This is a genomic window from Microbacterium sp. DMC48 (genome assembly GCF_056313825.1).
On record NZ_JBQUZN010000007.1, the window covers coordinates 79204 to 97066 of the forward strand.

A 17863-nucleotide genomic window follows, 5' to 3' on the forward strand; every position below is an offset into this window, starting at 1 on the left:
GGGTCACAACCACCGACGCCGCTTGAAGATCAGGTAGAGCACGGTGGGGAAAGCCACCATCACACCGAGGGCGACGGGATAGCCGTACTCCCAGTGCAGTTCGGGCATGACGTCGAAGTTCATGCCGTAGACCGTGCCGATCAGCGTCGGGGCGAAGATGATCGCCGCCCACGAGGAGATCTTCTTCACCTGTTCGTTCTGGGCCAGATTCACCTCGGTCTGGCGCCGCGAGACGAGCGCGGAATGCACGATGAGCGCCTTGTCGAGCACGGCACGGAAGCCGTCGATGCGCTCGGTGACGCGGAGGGCATGGTCGCGGACATCGCGCAGCCGCCGCTGCAACTCGATGTCGACGTGGTAGGCGTCGTGGCCGCGTTGCAGCCACTCGATGATCGGGACGAGCGGGTGCGTGGCCCGCGCGAAGCGGTTCAGCTCGCCCGACAGCTCGTAGATGCGGCGCGACAGCGCATCGTCGTCCGCGTCGCCGAACAGGTCGTCCTCGATCTCGTCGATGTCGTTCTCGATGCCGGCCACCAGAGGCTCGTACTCGTCGACGACACGGTCGAGCACGGCGTACAGCACCGCTTCCGATCCCAGCGCCAGCAGTTCCGGCTGCTGTTCGAGGCGCCGCCGCACGGCCCCGAGATCGGGCGATTCGGCGTGACGGATGGTGATGACGAAGTCGGGGCCGACGAACAGATGCAGCTCGCCGATGTCGAGCTCTTCGCGCTCGTCGTCGTAGCGCGCGGGACGCAGCACGACGAACAGCGTGTCGCCGTAGCGCTCGACCTTCGAACGCTGGTGACCCAGAGCCGCGTCCTCGATGGCGAGGGGATGCAGTTCGAACTCCGTCGCGACCGATGCCAACTCTTCGTCCGACGGACGGTACAGGCCGATCCACGCGAAACCCGCGTGCGCCTCCTGGAGGGCATAGGCCTCGTCGAGCGAGGCGGGGGTGGCGACGCGCACGCCGTCCTTGTAGACGGCGTTGTCGATCAGGGTCATGGGTCTCTCCTCGAGGACACGCGGTCGCCGGGCGCCGCGAACGGGCACGCGCGAAGGATCGCGCGCACGTTCGTGCGTGGCGGAGCGGCACGCACGAGAGCGCCGCGGGTGCGCCGGCCTCAGAGCGAGAGGATGCCGGCGGCGAGCACCGCGGCGCGCCTACTATCGTCTGCCATAGTGTCTCACCGCCTCTGATCACGGCTCGTCGTGATCGGATGCACGGGGACGAGCCTCCGGGAGTATATCCCCCCAAGATGACGCGCACCGGGCACGACCGTGCGCGGCCGCGGAGACGGGCTGCGTCACCCTTCGGCGCGTCGTCCGGTCTCCTGTTCCCAGAACTCCAGCTGCTGGGTGAGCGCCTTCGCGAGCTCGAACACCTGCTGCGGCGGGATGCGCACCCGCTGCACCACCCGCCCGGGAACGACGGTGACGGGAGCGCCGTCGGCATCCACCCCGGCTTGCGGGGGCCGCACGAGGGAGACGAAATCCATCACGAAGACGTCGGGCGTGTGCCAGACGTTGGCGAAGTCGGCGAAGCTGCCGGCGATCGCCTCCGGCGGCAGATCGATCTCGAACTGCCGGGGCATCTCATCGCTCATGTCGCGCTCCTGTTCGCCGCGTCGCGGAGGCATCGTCCGGCGGGACACGACCGGTGAGCCTCGAGCGGTACGCCGAGTCTACGGCGCGTCCGCGCCGACGAGACGGGCGAAGGCGCTGAGCCGGGCGACACCGTCGGGGGTGCGGGGCAGGTCGTCGAGCAAGCCCGTGCCGTACACCACGAACGCGGTGTGCTCGGCTCGCGAGACGGCCACGTTCAGACGGTTCTGCAGCAGCAGGAACTCGAGTCCTCGGGGTGCATCACGACCGCTGGATGCCGCGAGCGACACGATCGCGACGGCCGCCTCCTGGCCCTGGAACTTGTCGACGGTTCCGACCGGGATCTCTCCGAGCCCGGCGTCCGCCAGAACGGACTCGACGAGCACCTGCTGCGCGTTGTACGGCGTGACGACGATCAGATCCGCTGCCGTGAGCGGTCGCGGCGGCACATGTGCGGACGGTGTCCACGCCCGACCGAGCAGATCGCGGGCGAGGGCGAGGACGGCGTCGGCCTCCTCCGGCGACTGCGTGGCGTTGCCCGCATGCGTCAGCGCCACCGGAACGACGCCGGCCGCGACCCCCTCGAGGCGACGAGCCGAGGTGGAGGGGTGGGCAGCGAGTCGCCCCTCGTAGGAGAGCTGGGAGACGGGACCGGCGACCTCGGGGCGCATGCGCCGGGTCTGCGCGAGGAAGAAACCCCGGTCGTCGGGGACGACGGCGGCGCCGTCCATCACCCATCCGAGCGCGGAGGTGTCGACCGGCTCGGGGTGGGTTCCCTGGCTCACCTGCGGCAACTGCTGCGGATCGCCGAGCAGCAGCAGACGCGGTGCCGCGACCGACACCGCAATGGTGGAGGCGAGCGAGAACTGTCCTGCTTCGTCGATGACGAGCAGGTCCAGGCTCGCGCGGGGCACGCGCCCGGCGTGACTCAGGTCCCACGCCGTGCCCCCGATGACGAAACCCTCCGGGTGGGCTGCGGCGAACGCCGCGTAGCCGTCCTTCGCGATGACGGTGAAGCTCTCGGCGCCGGATGCCGTGCCCTTCGTCGCCTTCGCGACGCGCTCACCCGGCACGCCCGCATCGACGATGCGCGCGAGCATGTTCTCCACGACCGCGTGCGACTGCGCCACGACACCGACGCGGTATCCCTTCTCGCGGACGAGCCGTGCAACCACGTGCGAGCCGACATAGGTCTTGCCGGTGCCTGGCGGACCCTGCACTGCCAGATAGCTGCGGTCGAGGTCGTCGACGGCACGGGCGATCTCGTCGACCGCATCGCCGAGGCCCTCACCGCGGGCGAGCGCGCCCGAGCGCGTGCGCGGAACCCTGCGCAGCAGCAGATCGGTCGCGGCGTCGGACGGGAACGCTGCGGAGTGCAGGGGCGCAGCCTGGATGATCGCGTCGGCCCACTGGTCGATGGCCGCCTGTTGCGACCCGGCCTGCGGCGGCGCGGGCGGTGTGGAGGCGATCGGCAGCTCCTGCCAGGTGAACCCCTGAATGGAGTTCTCCTCCACGACCATGCCGTCATCGAGGACGTCGACGACGCGGACCGAACGTGCAGCGTGGATCCATCGCGGGCTGGTGTCGACCGGGAACGGTGTCGGCAGCTCGTACAGCAGGAAGACCGCACCCCCCGCGGACAGCTTCGTGCCCGGCGCGAGATCGCCGCGCAGCTCGATCACGCGACGCTGGACGCGTCCGCCCTCCGGTACGTGCCAGTCGCTCAAGACTCGGCACCGATCGTGATCGAAGACGACGACGTCGCGGGTGTCCTCCCAGATCGAGACGGGCTCACGCAGCCGCAGGAAGTGCGTCGCCCAGAAGGTCTTCGCCTCGCGGGGGTAGTAGTCGATCGCCGCGGCGGCGAGCTTGAGCGCGGTGACCGCGGCCACATCGGGGGCATCGTCCCTCTCGGCGGCGCCCGCCATCCGCGTGAGCGCATCCGCACGCGGGGAGGGTTCGTAGGGACGCTCTGCGGCGTCGACGTCTGCCGAGGGCAGGAGCTTGGACTCCCGGGCCCGCTCGACCAGCCAGTTGCGCAAGCGCCGAGTCGAGACGCAGTCGTAGCGGTTGTAGTCGGCGAGATCGTCGAGAATCGCCGCTCCCGCGGCATCCGCCCCCGCGTCGATCAGCTCGCGCGCCTCGACATACTTGACGATCGAGTCGTCGCCGCGCTGCACGTCGCTGGTGCGCACCTCGGCGCCCATGTAGAGCGGCTCGAGCTTCTTGATCGAGTACGAGCGCGATCCCACGCGAAGGGCACGCCGGACGATCGGGTAGAGGTCGACGAAGACGCCCTCACGCAACAGAGTGTCGACCTCGGCCTCGCGCACACCGTAGCGGGCGGCCATCGCCAGCAGATGCGTCGGTTCGTACGGCGCGTAGTGGTAGATGTGCATTCCGGGGTGGGCGCGCCGGCGCAGCGCCACCACGTCCAGGAAATCCTCGAGCGCCCGCTTCTCGTCGGCAAAGGAATGCGCCCACAGCGCCGCGTATTGCTCGTCGTCGTCGACCCAGCCGAAGAGGTAGTCGATGCCCCACATCGCTCCCACCCCGTCGGCGGCTTCGGTGTAGAGCGGGTCTCCCTCGAAGTCGAAGAAGAGGTCGCCGCGGTCGGGCCGGGGCAGCGCTCCGATCGCCTTCGGAAAGACCACCTCGAAGGTCGGCACCGGCGGCGCGGCCGCGGTTGCCGTCTCCCCCACGCCGCCCGCCGGGCTGTCCAGCTGCAGGCGCGCCTGCGTGCGCAGGCCGGCGAAGGTGTCACCCGACATCCGCTCGGGAGGCGCGCTCGCGGCGGCCAGGTCGTCGATGGTATGGATGCCGGCGGCGCGCAGCCGGTCACGCTGCACGGGTCGCATCCCCGCGACGAGCAGCAGGTCGCGATGGGCGACGACCTCCGCATCGCAGGTCGCGCATCGGCCGCACGCCACGATCCTGAGCTCACCCCGGTCGTCTCCCCACACGATCGGAGCGCCCGTGGCGCCCGCCGCGATGTCGCGGTCGGCGACGAGCGCCCGCAGTCTCTGCCTGCGCAACCGGAAGACGGGCAGGAGGTCGCTGACGGCGTGCGTCGAGGTCGTGCCGTCGCCGAGCAGCAACTCCACACGGCTGCTGCGCGGCACTCCCTGCCGGTCGAGCTGGTCGGCATATGCCGCAAGCTGCATCAACGCCGTCACGCGTGCGTGACGCGCGAGTTTGGTGTCCTGCACGACCCACGGATTGGCGGCGGCATCCGCGGGGCGAGCGGGGTCGTCGCGCACGAGGAAGTCGGCGAATCCGACGAACTCCTCGGTGGCGAACACCGCCTGATAGATGACCACGACGGCGGGGTCGGCCAGCGCCGCCGTCGTCGCGGCCACCGCAGCCGCGACGGCCGCGGCATCCGACGATCGCGTCTCGGGCAGTTCCACGACACGTCCGGGATACTGCGCGCGGTAGGCCTCCAGCTGGCGCAGCTCGTGCTGGGTGCCGAGCCGACCGGCGCGCTCGAGAGTGAGGTCTTCGGGTTCGACGACCGCCGGCACCCGTCCGAGCTTGGCGTCGATCGCACGCAGCCACGCGAACTCGCACTCGGCGGCTGCTTTCAGATCGCTCGCGCTCCAGACGATGCGCGCACCGTCGCCGGTGTCCTCGATGTATCGCATGTCACCCTTCCGCCTTCGACGCTAGTCGGCGCCGCCGACATCGCCCAGCGCCGGCGCACCTGCCAGACTGGAGGGGTGAGCGAGAACCTGCCGTTCGAGAGCGTCTATCGGCACGGGTTCGCCCGGGTCGCCGCCTGTACGATCCCCGTCGCGATCGCCGACCCGGCGCGAAACGCCGAGGCGGTCATCGACGCGGCCCGCGCGCTCAGCGACGATGCCGTCGCCGTCGCCGTCTTCCCGGAGCTCTGCCTGACCGGGTACGCCATCGACGACCTGGTGATGCAGGATGCCGTGCTCGACGCCGTCCACGCCGCCATCGCCACCCTCGTCTCGGCCTCGCAGCAGCTGCGTCCGCTGCTGGTCGTCGGCGCACCGCTGCGGCTGGGGCCACGCCTCTACAACTGCGCGGTGATCATCCACGGCGGCCGCGTGCTCGGCGTCGCACCGAAGAGCTATCTGCCGACCTATCGCGAGTTCTACGAGGCCCGCTGGTACGCGGCCGGAACGGATGCCCCGGCATCCACCGTGCTGGTCGGCCAGGAGGTGCCCGTCGGCACCGACCTGCTGTTCGCCGCGGACGACGTGCCGGGCCTGGTGGTCCACGCGGAGGTGTGCGAGGACATGTGGGTGCCCGTGCCGCCGTCGTCCACCGCCGCTCTCGCCGGTGCGACCGTGCTCCTGAACCTCTCCGGCAGCCCGATCACCGTCGCGCGGGCCGATGATCGTCACCTTCTCGCGAAGTCTCAGTCGTTCCGCTGCATCGCCGCCTACGTCTACGCGGCCGCGGGCCTGGGCGAGTCGACCAACGACGTGTCGTGGGACGGACAGACGATGATCTACGAGTCGGGCGCCCTCCTGGCCGAGACCGATCGTTTCCCGGACGGCCCGCGCAGCGCCGTCGCCGACATCGACCTCGACCGCATCCGCCAGGACCGCCTTCGCCAGGGCACGTTCGACGACAACCGCCGCGCGGTCGCACCGGCGACGGGTCCGATGCGCACGGTGGCGTTCACGGTCGATCCGCCGGCAGCCGACATCGGCCTGCGTCGCCCGCTCGACCGCTTCCCCTTCGTGCCCGACGACCCGGCACGACTCGACCAGGACTGCTACGAGGCGTTCAACATCCAGGTGTCCGCGCTCGAGCAGCGGATGCGCGCGATCGGGTCACCGAAGCCCGTGATCGGCGTCTCCGGCGGCCTCGATTCGACGCACGCCCTCCTCGTCGTCGCGCGGGCGATGGACCGGATGGGGCGAGCGCGCAGCGACATCCTCGCCTACACGATGCCCGGCTTCGCCACGAGTGACCACACGAAGTCGAACGCCATCGCCCTGGCCGAGGCCATCGGCGCCTCCATCGAGACGATCGACATCCGGCCGATGGCCACCGAGCTGCTGACGGGCATCGGACACCCCTTCGCGAACGGCGAGCCCGTGTACGACGTGACCTTCGAGAACGTGCAGGCCGGGGCGCGCACCGACTTCCTGTTCCGCCTCGCGAATCAGAAGGGCGGCTTCGTCGTGGGCACCTCCGACCTGTCGGAGCTCGCCCTGGGGTGGGCGACCTACGGCGTGGGCGACCAGATGAGCCACTACGCGGTGAACGCCGGGGTGCCCAAGACGCTCATCCAGCACCTCATCCGGTGGGTCATCGCCCACGCCGCCGACGACGGCATGAGCCTGTCGCCGGCGGCGAAGGACGTGCTGCAGGCGGTGCTGGACACCGAGATCAGCCCCGAGCTGGTGCCCGCGGGCCAGGACGGCAAGGTCCAATCGACCGAGGACACCATCGGCCCCTATGCGCTGCACGATTTCGCGCTGTTCCACGTGCTGCGTTACGGCCTGCGCCCGTCGAAGATCGTCTTCCTCGCAGAGCATGCCTGGCGCGATGCGGATGCCGGTGCATGGCCGCCGGGCTTCCCGGCATCCGACCGCTACGGTTACGACCGCGAGACGATCGTGCGCTGGCTGCGCGTGTTCCTGACGCGCTACTTCGGCTTCGCGCAGTTCAAGCGCACCGCGATTCCCAACGGCCCGAAGGTGCTGGCGTCGGGTTCGCTTTCACCGCGCGGCGACTGGCGTGCTCCCAGCGACGGGAACGCCGCGGTGTGGCTGGCCGAGCTCGATCGCGTCTTCCCGCCCGCCTGAGTGCCCGCGGGAACTCACGCCGCGGGGAGCGTCCCGATCGCGATCGTGATCACCCAGCTGTCGCGTGAGGCGTCGACGAGCGTGTACTTCATGTTGCGGTCCGGGATCCAGCCCTTGAGCCGGCCCATGTCCAACCGCACGTTCTCGGGTGCGACGCGCACCCCGCGACCGTCGGCTTCGAGCACCGCCTGAACCCGGACCCAGTGCTGGAGCAGGTCGGGGATGTTGTTCGGGTCGAACAGGTGCGAGTGCTTCTGCATGAGACGGATGTCGGCCGGCTCCGGGGTCATGTCGCGGATGTCGATGCCCAGCGGCAGACCCGGGTCGCAGATGGCGACGACCGTGGCGGCGCGGAAGCTCGCCGTGACGATGGCGATCGGCAGGTCCTCGCCGTCCCGCGAGGCGATCAACCGCGTGTGGTAGCCGAAGCCGCGCGGCGCCTCGCGCTCGATACGGATGTCGTTCATGTCGCAGCCGAGGCGGGCGGCGATGAGCTCCTTGGCGAGAAGACGGCGACGATCGTGGACGGTCGTGGCCGGGTCCCAGCCGAGTCGCGCGGCAACCGAGGGCGGAGTGTCGAGCAGAACCGAAGTGAGTGTCATGGCGTCCCTTTCATCGCGCGTCCCGCCGCGTGGGTGCACCGGCGGGATGCCGCGTGCTCCCATCCTGGCCCAGGATGGCACGTCGCGGTCGCCGGATGCGACGTGAGAAAGGCCGCGGACAGCTGACCGTGAACAAAGTCACAGTGAGTCGATAGGGTCGACATACCGCCGCCGCGCCCGCCGTCCCTCGGACGGGGCCGCGCGACGTCCCGAGACGACGAAGGAAGAGCAGATGTCGACACCCCCGCCCACGAATCCTCAGGATCCGGACGGCTCGGCCGCCGACGGGCCGGACGCGGTCACCCCCGACGCCGTCGACTCCGCTGCGACCGAGGTCTCGCTTCCCGCGGCCCCGCCTGTCCCGTCCGCGCCCACCGGCGGATACGGAGACGCGTACGTCGCACCGACGGCGCCTCCGCTGCCGCCGGATCCCGGGCAGCCCACCGCGCCCTACGGCGCACCCACCGTCCCCTATGGCGCACCCACGGTCGCCTACGGCGCACCCACGCCTTCGTCTGTCGCCCCCTCGGGACCGCCGACGCCCGACACGCGGTCGAAGGCCATCGCGTGGACGGCACTCGGGCTCGCCGCCGGAGGCACGCTGCTCAGCATCATCGGCATCGTGCCGGTGCCCTGGGTGGGCCTGGTGGCCGTCCTGATCGGCGGCCTGCTGCTGCTGGCGGGCTTCATCTTCTCCATCGTCGGGCTCGCCGGAAAGCGCTACGGCGGAAAGCCCCTCAGCATCACGGCTCTCGTGCTGTCGCTGGTGGGCGCGACGATCGGCTCGTTCGCGCTCATCTGGTCGATCATCCTCGTCGGTGTCTCGTCGGCGGGCTCGTCGATCAGCGAGATGATGAGCACCCCCTCGCCCGTGCCTTCCGTCGAGGTCGACTCCGGCGGCATCCTGCCCGGAGAGGGCGACGGTTCCGCGCCGGCCACGGAGTCGGCCGCGCAGCAGGAGTTCATCGCCGATGTCCGCCCGAAGGTCAACCAGATCCTCGGAGAGGTCGATCCGACGGCGACGCCGGAGATCATCGAGCAGGTCCTCCCCGACGAATCGCTGATCCTCATCGGCGAGACGCTGCTCACGACCGGTGAGGCGGGAATCGACGAGCTCGTGCAGCAGACGATCACCAGCGTCGGAGCCGACGAGAGCTCCGCCGACATGCTGCGAACCCTCTACGGTGAGATCCTGACCTCTGCCCGCACCTACCTGCAGTAGGTCACCGCGCGCGTTCGACGCCGAGGGCCCGAGCGGCATCCTGATGGATGACGCTCGGGCCCTCCGGCGTCGATGCGACCAGCAGCTGGGCCGGCAGCTGCTCCTTCATCGCCTCGACGTGGCTGATGACACCGACGGTACGCCCGCCCGCGCGCAGGTCGTCGAGAGTCCGCAGCGCGAGTTCGAGTGTCTCGGGGTCGAGCGATCCGAAGCCTTCGTCGACGAAGAGCGTGTCCAGACGGATGCCGCCGGCCCGGGCCGTGACGACCTCTCCAAGACCGAGCGCGAGGGCGAGCGAGGCGAGAAAGGTCTCGCCGCCGGACAGCGACTGCGGCGGACGCCGCCGGCCGGTGTGCGCGTCGAGCACGTCGAGGCCCAGGCCCGACGCGCGCCCGCGCGCGGCACGGGCGTCGGAGTGGTGCAGGGTGTAGCGTCCCGACGACATCTCCGCCAGACGCACGTTGGCAGCCGCGACGATCTCCTCCAGTTCGGCGGCCAGCACGAAGGTCTCGAGGTCCATCCGCATCGTGTTCGGCGCCCGCCCGGCCACACTGTCGGCCAGACGGATCACGGCGGCGGCCTCGTCGGCGCTCTCCTGCACCTCCGCCAGGGCACGGTCGACCTGCTGCAGCAGATCCTGGAGCGCCTCGGCCGTGCGGACGGCGCCGGCGTGGGCGGAGATCGCATCGGTGCGCGCGGCATCGGCGAGCTCGACGGCATCGCGAGAAACGTCGACGTCGTGGGCCGAGGGGTCATCGCCGCCGGCGTCGAGTTCGAGTTCGAGAAGTCGAGAGCGCGTCGCCGACAGCTGCGCCGCGTGGTCGGCGATCGCGATGTCGATCCCCTCGATCTCCTCGTCGGAGATGAGCGCCGCCCGGGCCGCGTCGAGATCGTCGAAACCGGAGGCCGCGAGCAGCGCGTCGAGTTCCTGTCGGGCGTCGAGGTGCGCACGAGCACGCTCATCACGTGCGGCATCAGCCACGACGACCGCGCGCGCCCGATCGCGCTCCTCGGCGACGGCGTCGATTCTCGCCGCCACCGTCGCGAACGACCCGCGCGCCGCGGTGACGACCGCGTCGAGGCGGGAGATGTCGGACTCGGCCGCGCGGGCACGCTCGCGCGCCGTCGCGAGGTGTTCGACGCACGCCGCGCGCCGCTCGTCGTCGGCCGCGGCGGCCTGCTCGGCACGCGCGCGGCGCTGCGAGAGGCCGGCGAGTTCCGCGGCCGCACGCTCGGCCTCGGCCTGCGCCGCGGACGTGGCGGCGAGCCTCTCCTCGGCCTCGGCTCCGTCGAGGCCGCCGGCGGCGATGCGGGCCGCAGCGACAGCTTCCCGTGCGAGGCCGGCACGCTCGCGCGCGTCGGCCTCGGCGACGGACGCCTCGTCTCGCGCGCGCTCGGCCGCCACCAGCAGGTCATCGGTGACGGGCTCGTCGGCGGGCGGCGAGGGGTGGGGATGCTCGGTGGAGCCACAGACCGGGCACGGCTCCCCGGGAACGAGCGCGGCCGCAAGGTCCGCCGCGACGCCGGCGACACGTCGACGCAGCAGCGCACCGAGCGCAGCCGAGGCGGCCTCGGAGTCCGTCAGCGCGGTCGCGTACGCAGCCTCGGCCGCGGCGAGCGCGGCCGCGAGGTCGTCGGCACGATGGGCCGCAGCGACGACCTCGCGCAGACGCAGGTGCTCGGCACGCAGATCGTCGAGACGCGCCGCGGCGACCGACACGGCGGCGATCTCGGCGTCGATCTGGGCACGCTCGGCGGGACGGGCGGCGCGGCGGTCATCGATGTCCGCGAGGTCGTGCTCGCGCGCCACGATCGCGGCGATCGCAGCCTCGTGCTCGACCCGACGCGCGACGAGGTCCCGCTCCTGAGCGGCTGCGATCTCCCACCGGGCGAGATCACCGGTGAGCTGCTCGACCGCGCGAGCGGCATCGGCTGAAGCGTCCGTGCGGCCCGCACGCCACCGATCCCGAGCCGTGTCGGCGTCGTGCGCCGCCGCCGCCGCAGCGCGCTCGGCACGCTCGAGAGAGTCGAGAGGGGCGCGCAGCACCGCGGCGGCACGCCCGCCATCCAGCCGGCGGCGCGCACGTGCGATCTCGTCGGCGCGGGCCTCGAGTTCACCGAGGCGGTGGCGCAGCGTCTGTCGCTCCTGCGCGCGCGCCGCGGCGGCCACGACCGCGGCGTGCGCGGCGGCCGCGGCGGCGAAACGCTCCTCGGTCGCCGTGCGCGCGAACTCCGCCTGTTCGACGCGGTACCGCGCGCGGCGGTGCGCCCGCGCGAGATCCTCGCGACGGGTCGCCACGGGCGCCGGCGCGGGATCCGCGCGCCGCGGGTCGGGGCGCGCCGCAAGCTCTGATCCGCCCGCGTGCTCGTCGGCGAGGTCGTCGGCGCCGTCCTGCGCCTCGCGGGTGTCGAGATCGTGAGCTCGGGCCAGCCTCTCGCCCTCCTCGACGAGCGTGCGCGCACGCGAGTCGACAGCGGCCAGAGCCGTCTCCGCCTCTCGGCGCCGGCTATCGAGCTCATCACGGTACTGCTCGAATCGACGCGTACCGAAGAGCGTGCGCAGCAGGCCCTGGCGCTCCTCACCGGAGGCGAGCAGAAACCGCGAGAACTTGTTCTGCGCCAGAAGGATCACCTGCTGGAACTGCTGCGCGTTCAGACCGAGGATCTCGCCGAGAGCCTCGCCGACCGTGCGCGGTTTCGCCGCGCGCCCGACCCATCTTCCCTCGACCAGCTCCTCCAGCTCCGCCCGCGGCGGCTCCGTCGTCAATCCGCCCCCGCGCTTGGCGGGGCGGTCGTATTCCGGCGCCCGCGTCACGCGCCAGCGTCGCGCGCCGACGGTGAACTCCAATCGCACCTCGGTCGGGTCGGAGAGATCCGCGTGGTCGCTGCGCAGACGCTTCTCCCCGCCGTCATAGCGAGGCACGCTGCCATACAGGGCGAAGCTGACCCCGTCGAGAATGCTCGATTTGCCGGTGCCGGTGCGCCCGGAGATCAGGAAGAGTCCGTCGGCATCGAACGCGTCGAAGTCGACGACCTGCGTGTCACGGAAGGGCCCGAAGCCGGTGAGCTCCAAACGGTGGAGCTTCATGCCAACGCCTCGACGACGACGCGCTCCTCGAGGACGTCACGCAGCACCTCGCGCTCTCGCTCCGTCAGCCCCTCGCCGTCACGCACATGTGACAGGAACGCATCGAACAGCTCGAGGTCGCTGCGTGCGGCCCGGACACGATCGGTGTAGCCCCGCCCATCGCTGTGGCGTGCGACGTCCGGCACGTGCACGACCTTTGCGCAGTGCGGAAAGCGCTGCTGCAGCCGACGCAGCGGATCGCGCACCGGAAGATCATCGGTGTACTCGACGCTGACCCATGCGTCGCGGGCGTCGTCGGAGCCGGGGTCGGCCAAGATCTCCTCGAAGGGTCCGCGCAGGGTGACGAGGCGTCGAGGCACCGGCAGCTCGAGCCAGACCGCCGCGGCGGCTCCCTCGGCATCCAGATCGAGGAGCCACGACCCGCGGGGCTTGTGCCCTTCACCGAAGCTGTAGTGCAGCGGCGCACCGGCGTAGCGCACATGCGCCGCGAGCTTCTGACGGCCGTGGATGTGCCCGAGGGCGACGTAGTCGACACCGTCGAAGGCCGACAGCGGGACGACGTCGAGTCCGCCCTGCTGGATGTCGCGCTCGAGGTGGGGAGTCGGCTCCACGCCGGCGGCGAAGCAGTGCGCGATCGCCACCGTCCGTCCCCCACGGGAGGCATGATCAGCGCGGACGAGGTCCATCGCGCGGCCGACCGCATCGGCCTGCGTACGCACCCCGGGCCACACTGCACGCACGAGGGCGGGTTCGAGGAAGGGGATGCCGTAGAAGTGCACCGGCCCGTGCTCGTCCGACACAGTGATCGGCTCGCCGATCGCCGTCGGGTCGGTGCGCACGTGGATGCCGTCGCGCAGCAGAGCCGCCTGGAAGCCGAGCCGCGCCGCGGAGTCGTGATTGCCGCTGGTCACGATCACCTGCGCACCGGTATCGGCGAGGGCCCGCAGCGTCTCGGACAGCAGCGTGTAGCAGGCGGCCGCGGGCGTCGCGGAATCGAAGACGTCGCCCGCCACGACGACCACGTCGACCGCGTGGGCGCGGACCTGATCGGTGAGCGTCTCGAGCACGCCACTGAGCGCCTCGAGCGTCGAATGACCGTGGAAGGTCCGCCCGATGTGCCAGTCGGAGGTATGCAGGATGCGCATGGCACCACGCTAAGCGCAGCCGCCGACATCGCGGGGAAGGCCCGCGGGCCGGCTCAGTCCTGGGCGGCTCTGCGCCGTGCGCCGAGGTCGATGACTCCAATCAGCAGTGCGATGCCCAGGAAGACGCCGACGGCCACCATTCCGTACGCGTATGCGTCGTGGAAGACCGCGAGGGAGTCTGTCGCGCCGTCCTTCTCGCGGTAGACCGTCGAGTAGAAGAGCGAAAGCCCGATCGCGGTGCCCACCGCCGTCCCGACGCGCTGGCCCAGCTGGCCGACCGAGCCGGCGAGCCCTCCCTCGCGCGTGGGGATCTCGGCGAGCGTGAGCGTCTGGTTCGGTGCGACCACGAGGCCGGCGCCGGCGCCGGCGAGAACCATGACCCCCGCCATCGCGTACTCCACGACACCGGCCGGCACCGTGTACGCGACGACGGCGAGCGCGACGACGCTGACGAGCACCACGATCAGTCCGCCCACCACGAGCGGGCGGCCGAGTTTGCCGACGAGCGAGCCGCCGAACCACGCGGTGATGGCGCTGGCCACGGCGAAGCCGATGGAGACCATCCCGGCGAAGACGGGTTCGGTGCCGATGCCGATCTGCAGGAAAAGCGTGGTCAGCAGGAACATCGCCGGGATCGCGGTGAAGTAGGTGGTGACGACGAGGGTGCCGTTGCGGAACGACGAGATCGAGAAGAGGGAGAACGGCACGAGAGGTGAACGACCGGATGCCGCGTACCGCCGCTCCCACCACGTGAACGCGGTCACGAAGACGACGAAGAGCACGAGGCTCCACCACCGGCGGGGATCGTCGGTGGGCGCGCCCGTCGTGAAGAGGAAGGGCCACATGAGGGTCACGATCGTGAACGCGAGCAGCACGAGACCCACCGGGTCCAGCTGCAGACGCCCGGGGGTCGCGCGGCGCGTTCGCGGCAGCAGGCCGAGCACTCCGGCGATCACGAGCGCACACAGCGGCACGTTGATCCAGAAGATCCATCGCCAGCCGTCCTGCACCCCGCCGACGGCGATCATGAGGCCCCCGAATGTCGGGCCGATGGCGGTGGCGACGCCGATCGTGGCTCCGAACAGTCCGAACGCGCGTCCGCGCTCCTTGCCGACGAAGATCTGCTGAATGGTCCCCAGCACCTGTGGCATCTGGATTCCGGCGGCGAGGCCCTGCACGAGCCGGGCGGCGATCAGCACCTCGATCGTGGGTGCGAGGGCGCACACGACGCTGGTGATGAGGAACAGGCTCAGACCGACGAGGAAGAGGGCCTTGCGCGATCGCTGGTCGCCGAGGCGCCCGAAGGGCACGAGGGCGAGGCCGAACATCAGCACGTAGCCGGAGACGACGATCTGCAGCTGTGTCGACCCGGCACCCAGCGCCTTCTCGATCGAGGGCAGCGCGACGTTCACCTTGCTCAGATCGAGGATCGTCAGCGCCGCGACGGACACGCAGACCCAGAACGCGCGCCAGCGCTGCCCGCCGTTGAGGGAGATGCTCGCGGTACCCGGACTGGTCATCCGTCCACGCTATCGCTCCCCGGCGCGTGGCCGTCCTCGACAGCTGACGCAGAGGACGGGCGGCTCGGAGACGATCTCCGAGCCGCCCGTTCTGGGGGGGGAGTGCGGACTCAGCCGTTGCGGGTGCGACGACGGCGCGCGATCAGCAGAACCGCTCCGGCCGCCAGCAGCAGCGCTGCGAGCATGCCTGCTGCCGTGACCAGTGCCGGGCTCTGTCCGGTCGTGGCCAGCGAAGCCGCGCCCGGGTCGCTCTGACCCGCACCGCTCTGACCCGTGCCGCTCTGACCCGTCCCATCGGTGGGAACCGGCGACGGCTCCGGGTCCGGCGTCACGACGACGTCGGCCAGCGTCACCGCGTCAGAGCTCGACACCTGCACGAGCTGATCGCGGTAACCGTCGTACTGTGCCGTGACGGTGCGGATTCCGGCCGGGACGACCACGCTCGCCACACCACCCGACACGGGCACCTGCGCCGACCACGCGCTGGCGCGCGCCAGCGAGGAGGTGCCGGTCTCGCCGGTGAACGTGACCGTTCCGGCGACGTCTCCGCCATCGGCGGCGACGACGCGCGCGGTGACCGTGCGCTCCTGCGCGCTCAGCGACGTGGTCGATGCGACCGCGCTCACGCCGGTCCAGTCGTGCATGGCGGTCAGCACCGTCTGCGGAACGCTCACGAAGGCGCCGTGACGAGGGCTTTCCGGCAGACCTCCCGGAGCGCGGACGTTCCAGTCGGAACGCTGCGACAGGCGGTCGCTCTGCGTGCTGGAGGCGATCGCGTCTCCGGTGGTCACGAACGCGCGGTAGCCGCCGGCGCCGTAGTTGTCCACGAGGAAGACGTAGCCGTCGCCGGCGTTGTTCGGGTCGCCCGCGTTGAGCTTGACGATCTCAGGGCCTTCACCGGCCTGACCCGTCTCGAGCGAGGTCATGTGCGTGTCCAGCAGCTGCCAGGTGGTCGACGGGTCGGCCGTCCAGCTGGATACCGTGGTCGGAGCCGTCAGCACCTTCGAGCGCTCGAGGAAGATGTCCTTCCCTGCTTCGAGCGGGCCGGCAGCGCCACCCTCCTCGTTCTTCGTGAAGCGGTAGTAGTAGTCCCCGATCTTGGTGACGGTCGAGTCGATACGGGCGTATCCCGTGTCCTGCCAGCTCGCCGGCGGTGCCGTGAAGGTGCGGAAGTCACGCGTGAGCACAGCGAACATCCGCGCATACAGCTTGTCGTTGTTCGTGTGGCTCGCGTCGGAGTACAGCCGCGACGCGAAGAACACGACGTACGACTGGAGCGCGTCGTCCCAGTACGCCTCCGGCGCCCAGGTCATTCCCGCAGCGGGCTGGTTGACCGTGATGCCGCTGTCCTCGCCGTTGGTGCGCTTCCAGTTCACGAGGTCCGTCGACTCCCACACCTCGATCTTGAGGCTGCCGGCGGATTGGGCGGGGCCCCAGCCGGTGCCGCACCCGATGCACAGATCGGTCGCGACCATGTAGTACTTGTCGCCGTCCTTCGAGCGCAGGATGTACGGGTCGCGCAGGCCCTTCGTGTCGGTCGTCGAGGTGATGACCGGGTTGCCGCCGTTGACCGGCGAGAACGTGAAGAAATCGTTGCCGCTGGTCGCCGCCTGGTAGATCTTCTCGTCGCTGTCGGACTTGAAGTAGGCCGCGGCGTAGCCCGCGTCGGGCGCGGTGCGACCGTGCTCGGCCACCGTGACGGTGAAGGTGCGCTCATCGTGCATGCCGTTGAGGACGGCGTGCGCCGTGAGGGTCACCTCACGGTCACCGGCGCCGTACGCCGGTCGGGTGACGATGCCACCACCGCGGTACGGGTCGGCGAGCCCGACGGCGGGCGCAGTGTACCCCGCGTCGGTCGCCGTCACCAGAGACGGGTCGGAGGAGGTCCAGGTGATGGCCGCGCCGTTGACGGAACCCGTGGTCGCCAGCGGCAGGTTCTCGGTGGTGCGGTTCGCGAGGACGATCGCGTCGAGGTCGGCCGAGACGGTCGGTGCGATGACGGTCACGTCGAACGTGATGGTCGAGCCGAGCGTGCTGACCGCGGTCAGCGTCACGGGCGTGTCGGACGAGATCGCCCGCGAGACCACGCCCGAGGTCGAGACGACCGAGGGCGCAGACGACGACCACGTCAGGCCGACGCCGTTGACCGTCGCCGGCAGGGTCAGATTCGACGTGACGTTCGTCAGCGCGGAGTTCGCGCCGAGCATCTGTGCCAACACGTCTCCGCGCAGCAGGGCCGCGGTGGTCGCCTTCTTCTGCTCGGCGGTCGGCATGCTCGCCGACACCTCGCCGGACGTCAGCGCGACGTCCCAGAACTTGACGTCCGACACGTCCGCGCGCAGCAGCGGGTCGCCCTGGTACAGCGAGCGGCCCAGGTAACCCATCACCGCACCCGTCGGGATGATCGAGCTCAGCGAGAGCGAGTGGGTGAGGGTCGAGATCTGCTGCCCGTCGCGGTACAGCGTCAGCGTGTTGCCGGAACCGACCATCGTGAGGGTCGTGAAGCCCGGGTTCAGGCCGCCGCCGGCCGGCATGCGCGTCTCGCCGTTGCTGTTGCCGTTCTTGACGCGGATCGCCGCCAGCACCTGGTCGGTGTAGCCGCCCTGCGCCGAGCGCGGGCTGAGGAAGATGTGGTTGCCGAGCTGCGTGGTGTTCCACGGGCCGACGCCGTCGCCGATGACCCATCCGAAGTGGTTGGCGGAGGTCTGGGTGGACACCGTGTACTCGACGGTGAAGTTGTTGTCCGATCCGGTGATCAGGCCGGACGGCAACGACGCGTAGCCGTCGGCGCGGAAGCGCAGCACGGCGTCGCCCGCGGCATCCGCGAAGGAGGCGTCGGTCAGTCCGGTGAGCGTGGCATTGCGACCGTTGCCCGACACGTCGAGCAGCGTC

Annotated in this window: 10 protein-coding genes; 2 read left to right on the forward strand and 8 right to left on the reverse strand. The window is 70.7% G+C overall.

The window, feature by feature from the left end; all coding sequences use genetic code 11:
* Positions 1 to 3 precede the first annotated feature (3 nt).
* From ACT53O_RS14860 to ACT53O_RS14870, 3 genes are all read right to left on the reverse strand, one after another.
* Positions 4 to 1005: a magnesium and cobalt transport protein CorA gene (locus ACT53O_RS14860; RefSeq protein WP_036287510.1), complete on the reverse strand. Its 1002-nt coding sequence runs from the start codon at positions 1003 to 1005 to the stop codon at positions 4 to 6.
* 302 nt (positions 1006 to 1307) lie between these two features.
* Positions 1308 to 1607 carry a DUF3467 domain-containing protein gene (locus ACT53O_RS14865; protein ID WP_036322021.1) on the reverse strand — a complete coding sequence of 100 codons (300 nt, stop codon included), beginning with the start codon at positions 1605 to 1607 and terminating at the stop codon, positions 1308 to 1310.
* A gap of 78 nt (positions 1608 to 1685) precedes the next feature.
* Positions 1686 to 5249, reverse strand: a complete 3564-nt coding sequence (locus ACT53O_RS14870; RefSeq protein ID WP_476153277.1) for a TM0106 family RecB-like putative nuclease — start codon at positions 5247 to 5249, stop codon at positions 1686 to 1688.
* A 75-nt stretch (positions 5250 to 5324) separates the two neighbouring features.
* Between ACT53O_RS14870 and ACT53O_RS14875 the strand changes: the two genes are divergently transcribed.
* Positions 5325 to 7394, forward strand: coding sequence for an NAD(+) synthase (locus tag ACT53O_RS14875; protein WP_476153279.1), 2070 nt, complete (start codon positions 5325 to 5327; stop codon positions 7392 to 7394).
* Between the two features lie 14 nt (positions 7395 to 7408).
* Here ACT53O_RS14875 and ACT53O_RS14880 read toward each other — a convergent pair whose 3' ends face one another.
* On the reverse strand, positions 7409 to 7996 hold the full coding sequence (locus ACT53O_RS14880; RefSeq protein WP_036318500.1) for a 4'-phosphopantetheinyl transferase family protein: 588 nt from the start codon (positions 7994 to 7996) through the stop codon (positions 7409 to 7411).
* 232 nt (positions 7997 to 8228) lie between these two features.
* Between ACT53O_RS14880 and ACT53O_RS14885 the strand changes: the two genes are divergently transcribed.
* Positions 8229 to 9218 (forward strand): hypothetical protein, encoded by a 990-nt coding sequence (locus ACT53O_RS14885; protein WP_476153282.1) that lies wholly within the window; start codon positions 8229 to 8231, stop codon positions 9216 to 9218.
* Position 9219: 1 nt separating this feature from the next.
* On the opposite strand, the gene ACT53O_RS14890 is transcribed toward ACT53O_RS14885, so the two are convergent.
* From ACT53O_RS14890 to ACT53O_RS14905, 4 genes are all read right to left on the reverse strand, one after another.
* The gene (locus tag ACT53O_RS14890; protein ID WP_135949859.1) at positions 9220 to 12306 is read right to left on the reverse strand and encodes an AAA family ATPase; all 3087 of its coding nucleotides are present in this window, start codon (positions 12304 to 12306) and stop codon (positions 9220 to 9222) included.
* Positions 12303 to 13451 carry an exonuclease SbcCD subunit D gene (locus ACT53O_RS14895; protein WP_112931775.1) on the reverse strand — a complete coding sequence of 383 codons (1149 nt, stop codon included), beginning with the start codon at positions 13449 to 13451 and terminating at the stop codon, positions 12303 to 12305. Before ACT53O_RS14895 ends, ACT53O_RS14890 begins: the two co-directional genes overlap by 4 nt.
* 53 nt (positions 13452 to 13504) lie before the next feature.
* On the reverse strand, positions 13505 to 14971 hold the full coding sequence (locus ACT53O_RS14900) for an MFS transporter (RefSeq protein WP_083867979.1): 1467 nt from the start codon (positions 14969 to 14971) through the stop codon (positions 13505 to 13507).
* A gap of 110 nt (positions 14972 to 15081) precedes the next feature.
* On the reverse strand, positions 15082 to 17863 hold a 2782-nt coding region (locus tag ACT53O_RS14905), incomplete at its 5' end, for an immunoglobulin-like domain-containing protein (protein ID WP_476153285.1).

Excerpts from the sequence above, each read along its gene's own strand:
- ACT53O_RS14895 (WP_112931775.1), bottom strand. The coding sequence starts at position 13,451 with ATGCGCATCCTGCATACCTCCGACTGGCACATCGGGCGGACCTTCCAC.
- ACT53O_RS14865 (WP_036322021.1), bottom strand. The coding sequence starts at position 1,607 with ATGAGCGATGAGATGCCCCGGCAGTTCGAGATCGATCTGCCGCCGGAG.
- ACT53O_RS14880 (WP_036318500.1), bottom strand. The coding sequence starts at position 7,996 with ATGACACTCACTTCGGTTCTGCTCGACACTCCGCCCTCGGTTGCCGCG.
- ACT53O_RS14885 (WP_476153282.1), top strand. The coding sequence starts at position 8,229 with ATGTCGACACCCCCGCCCACGAATCCTCAGGATCCGGACGGCTCGGCC.
- ACT53O_RS14900 (WP_083867979.1), bottom strand. The coding sequence starts at position 14,971 with ATGACCAGTCCGGGTACCGCGAGCATCTCCCTCAACGGCGGGCAGCGC.
- ACT53O_RS14860 (WP_036287510.1), bottom strand. The coding sequence starts at position 1,005 with ATGACCCTGATCGACAACGCCGTCTACAAGGACGGCGTGCGCGTCGCC.
- ACT53O_RS14870 (WP_476153277.1), bottom strand. The coding sequence starts at position 5,249 with ATGCGATACATCGAGGACACCGGCGACGGTGCGCGCATCGTCTGGAGC.
- ACT53O_RS14890 (WP_135949859.1), bottom strand. The coding sequence starts at position 12,306 with ATGAAGCTCCACCGTTTGGAGCTCACCGGCTTCGGGCCCTTCCGTGAC.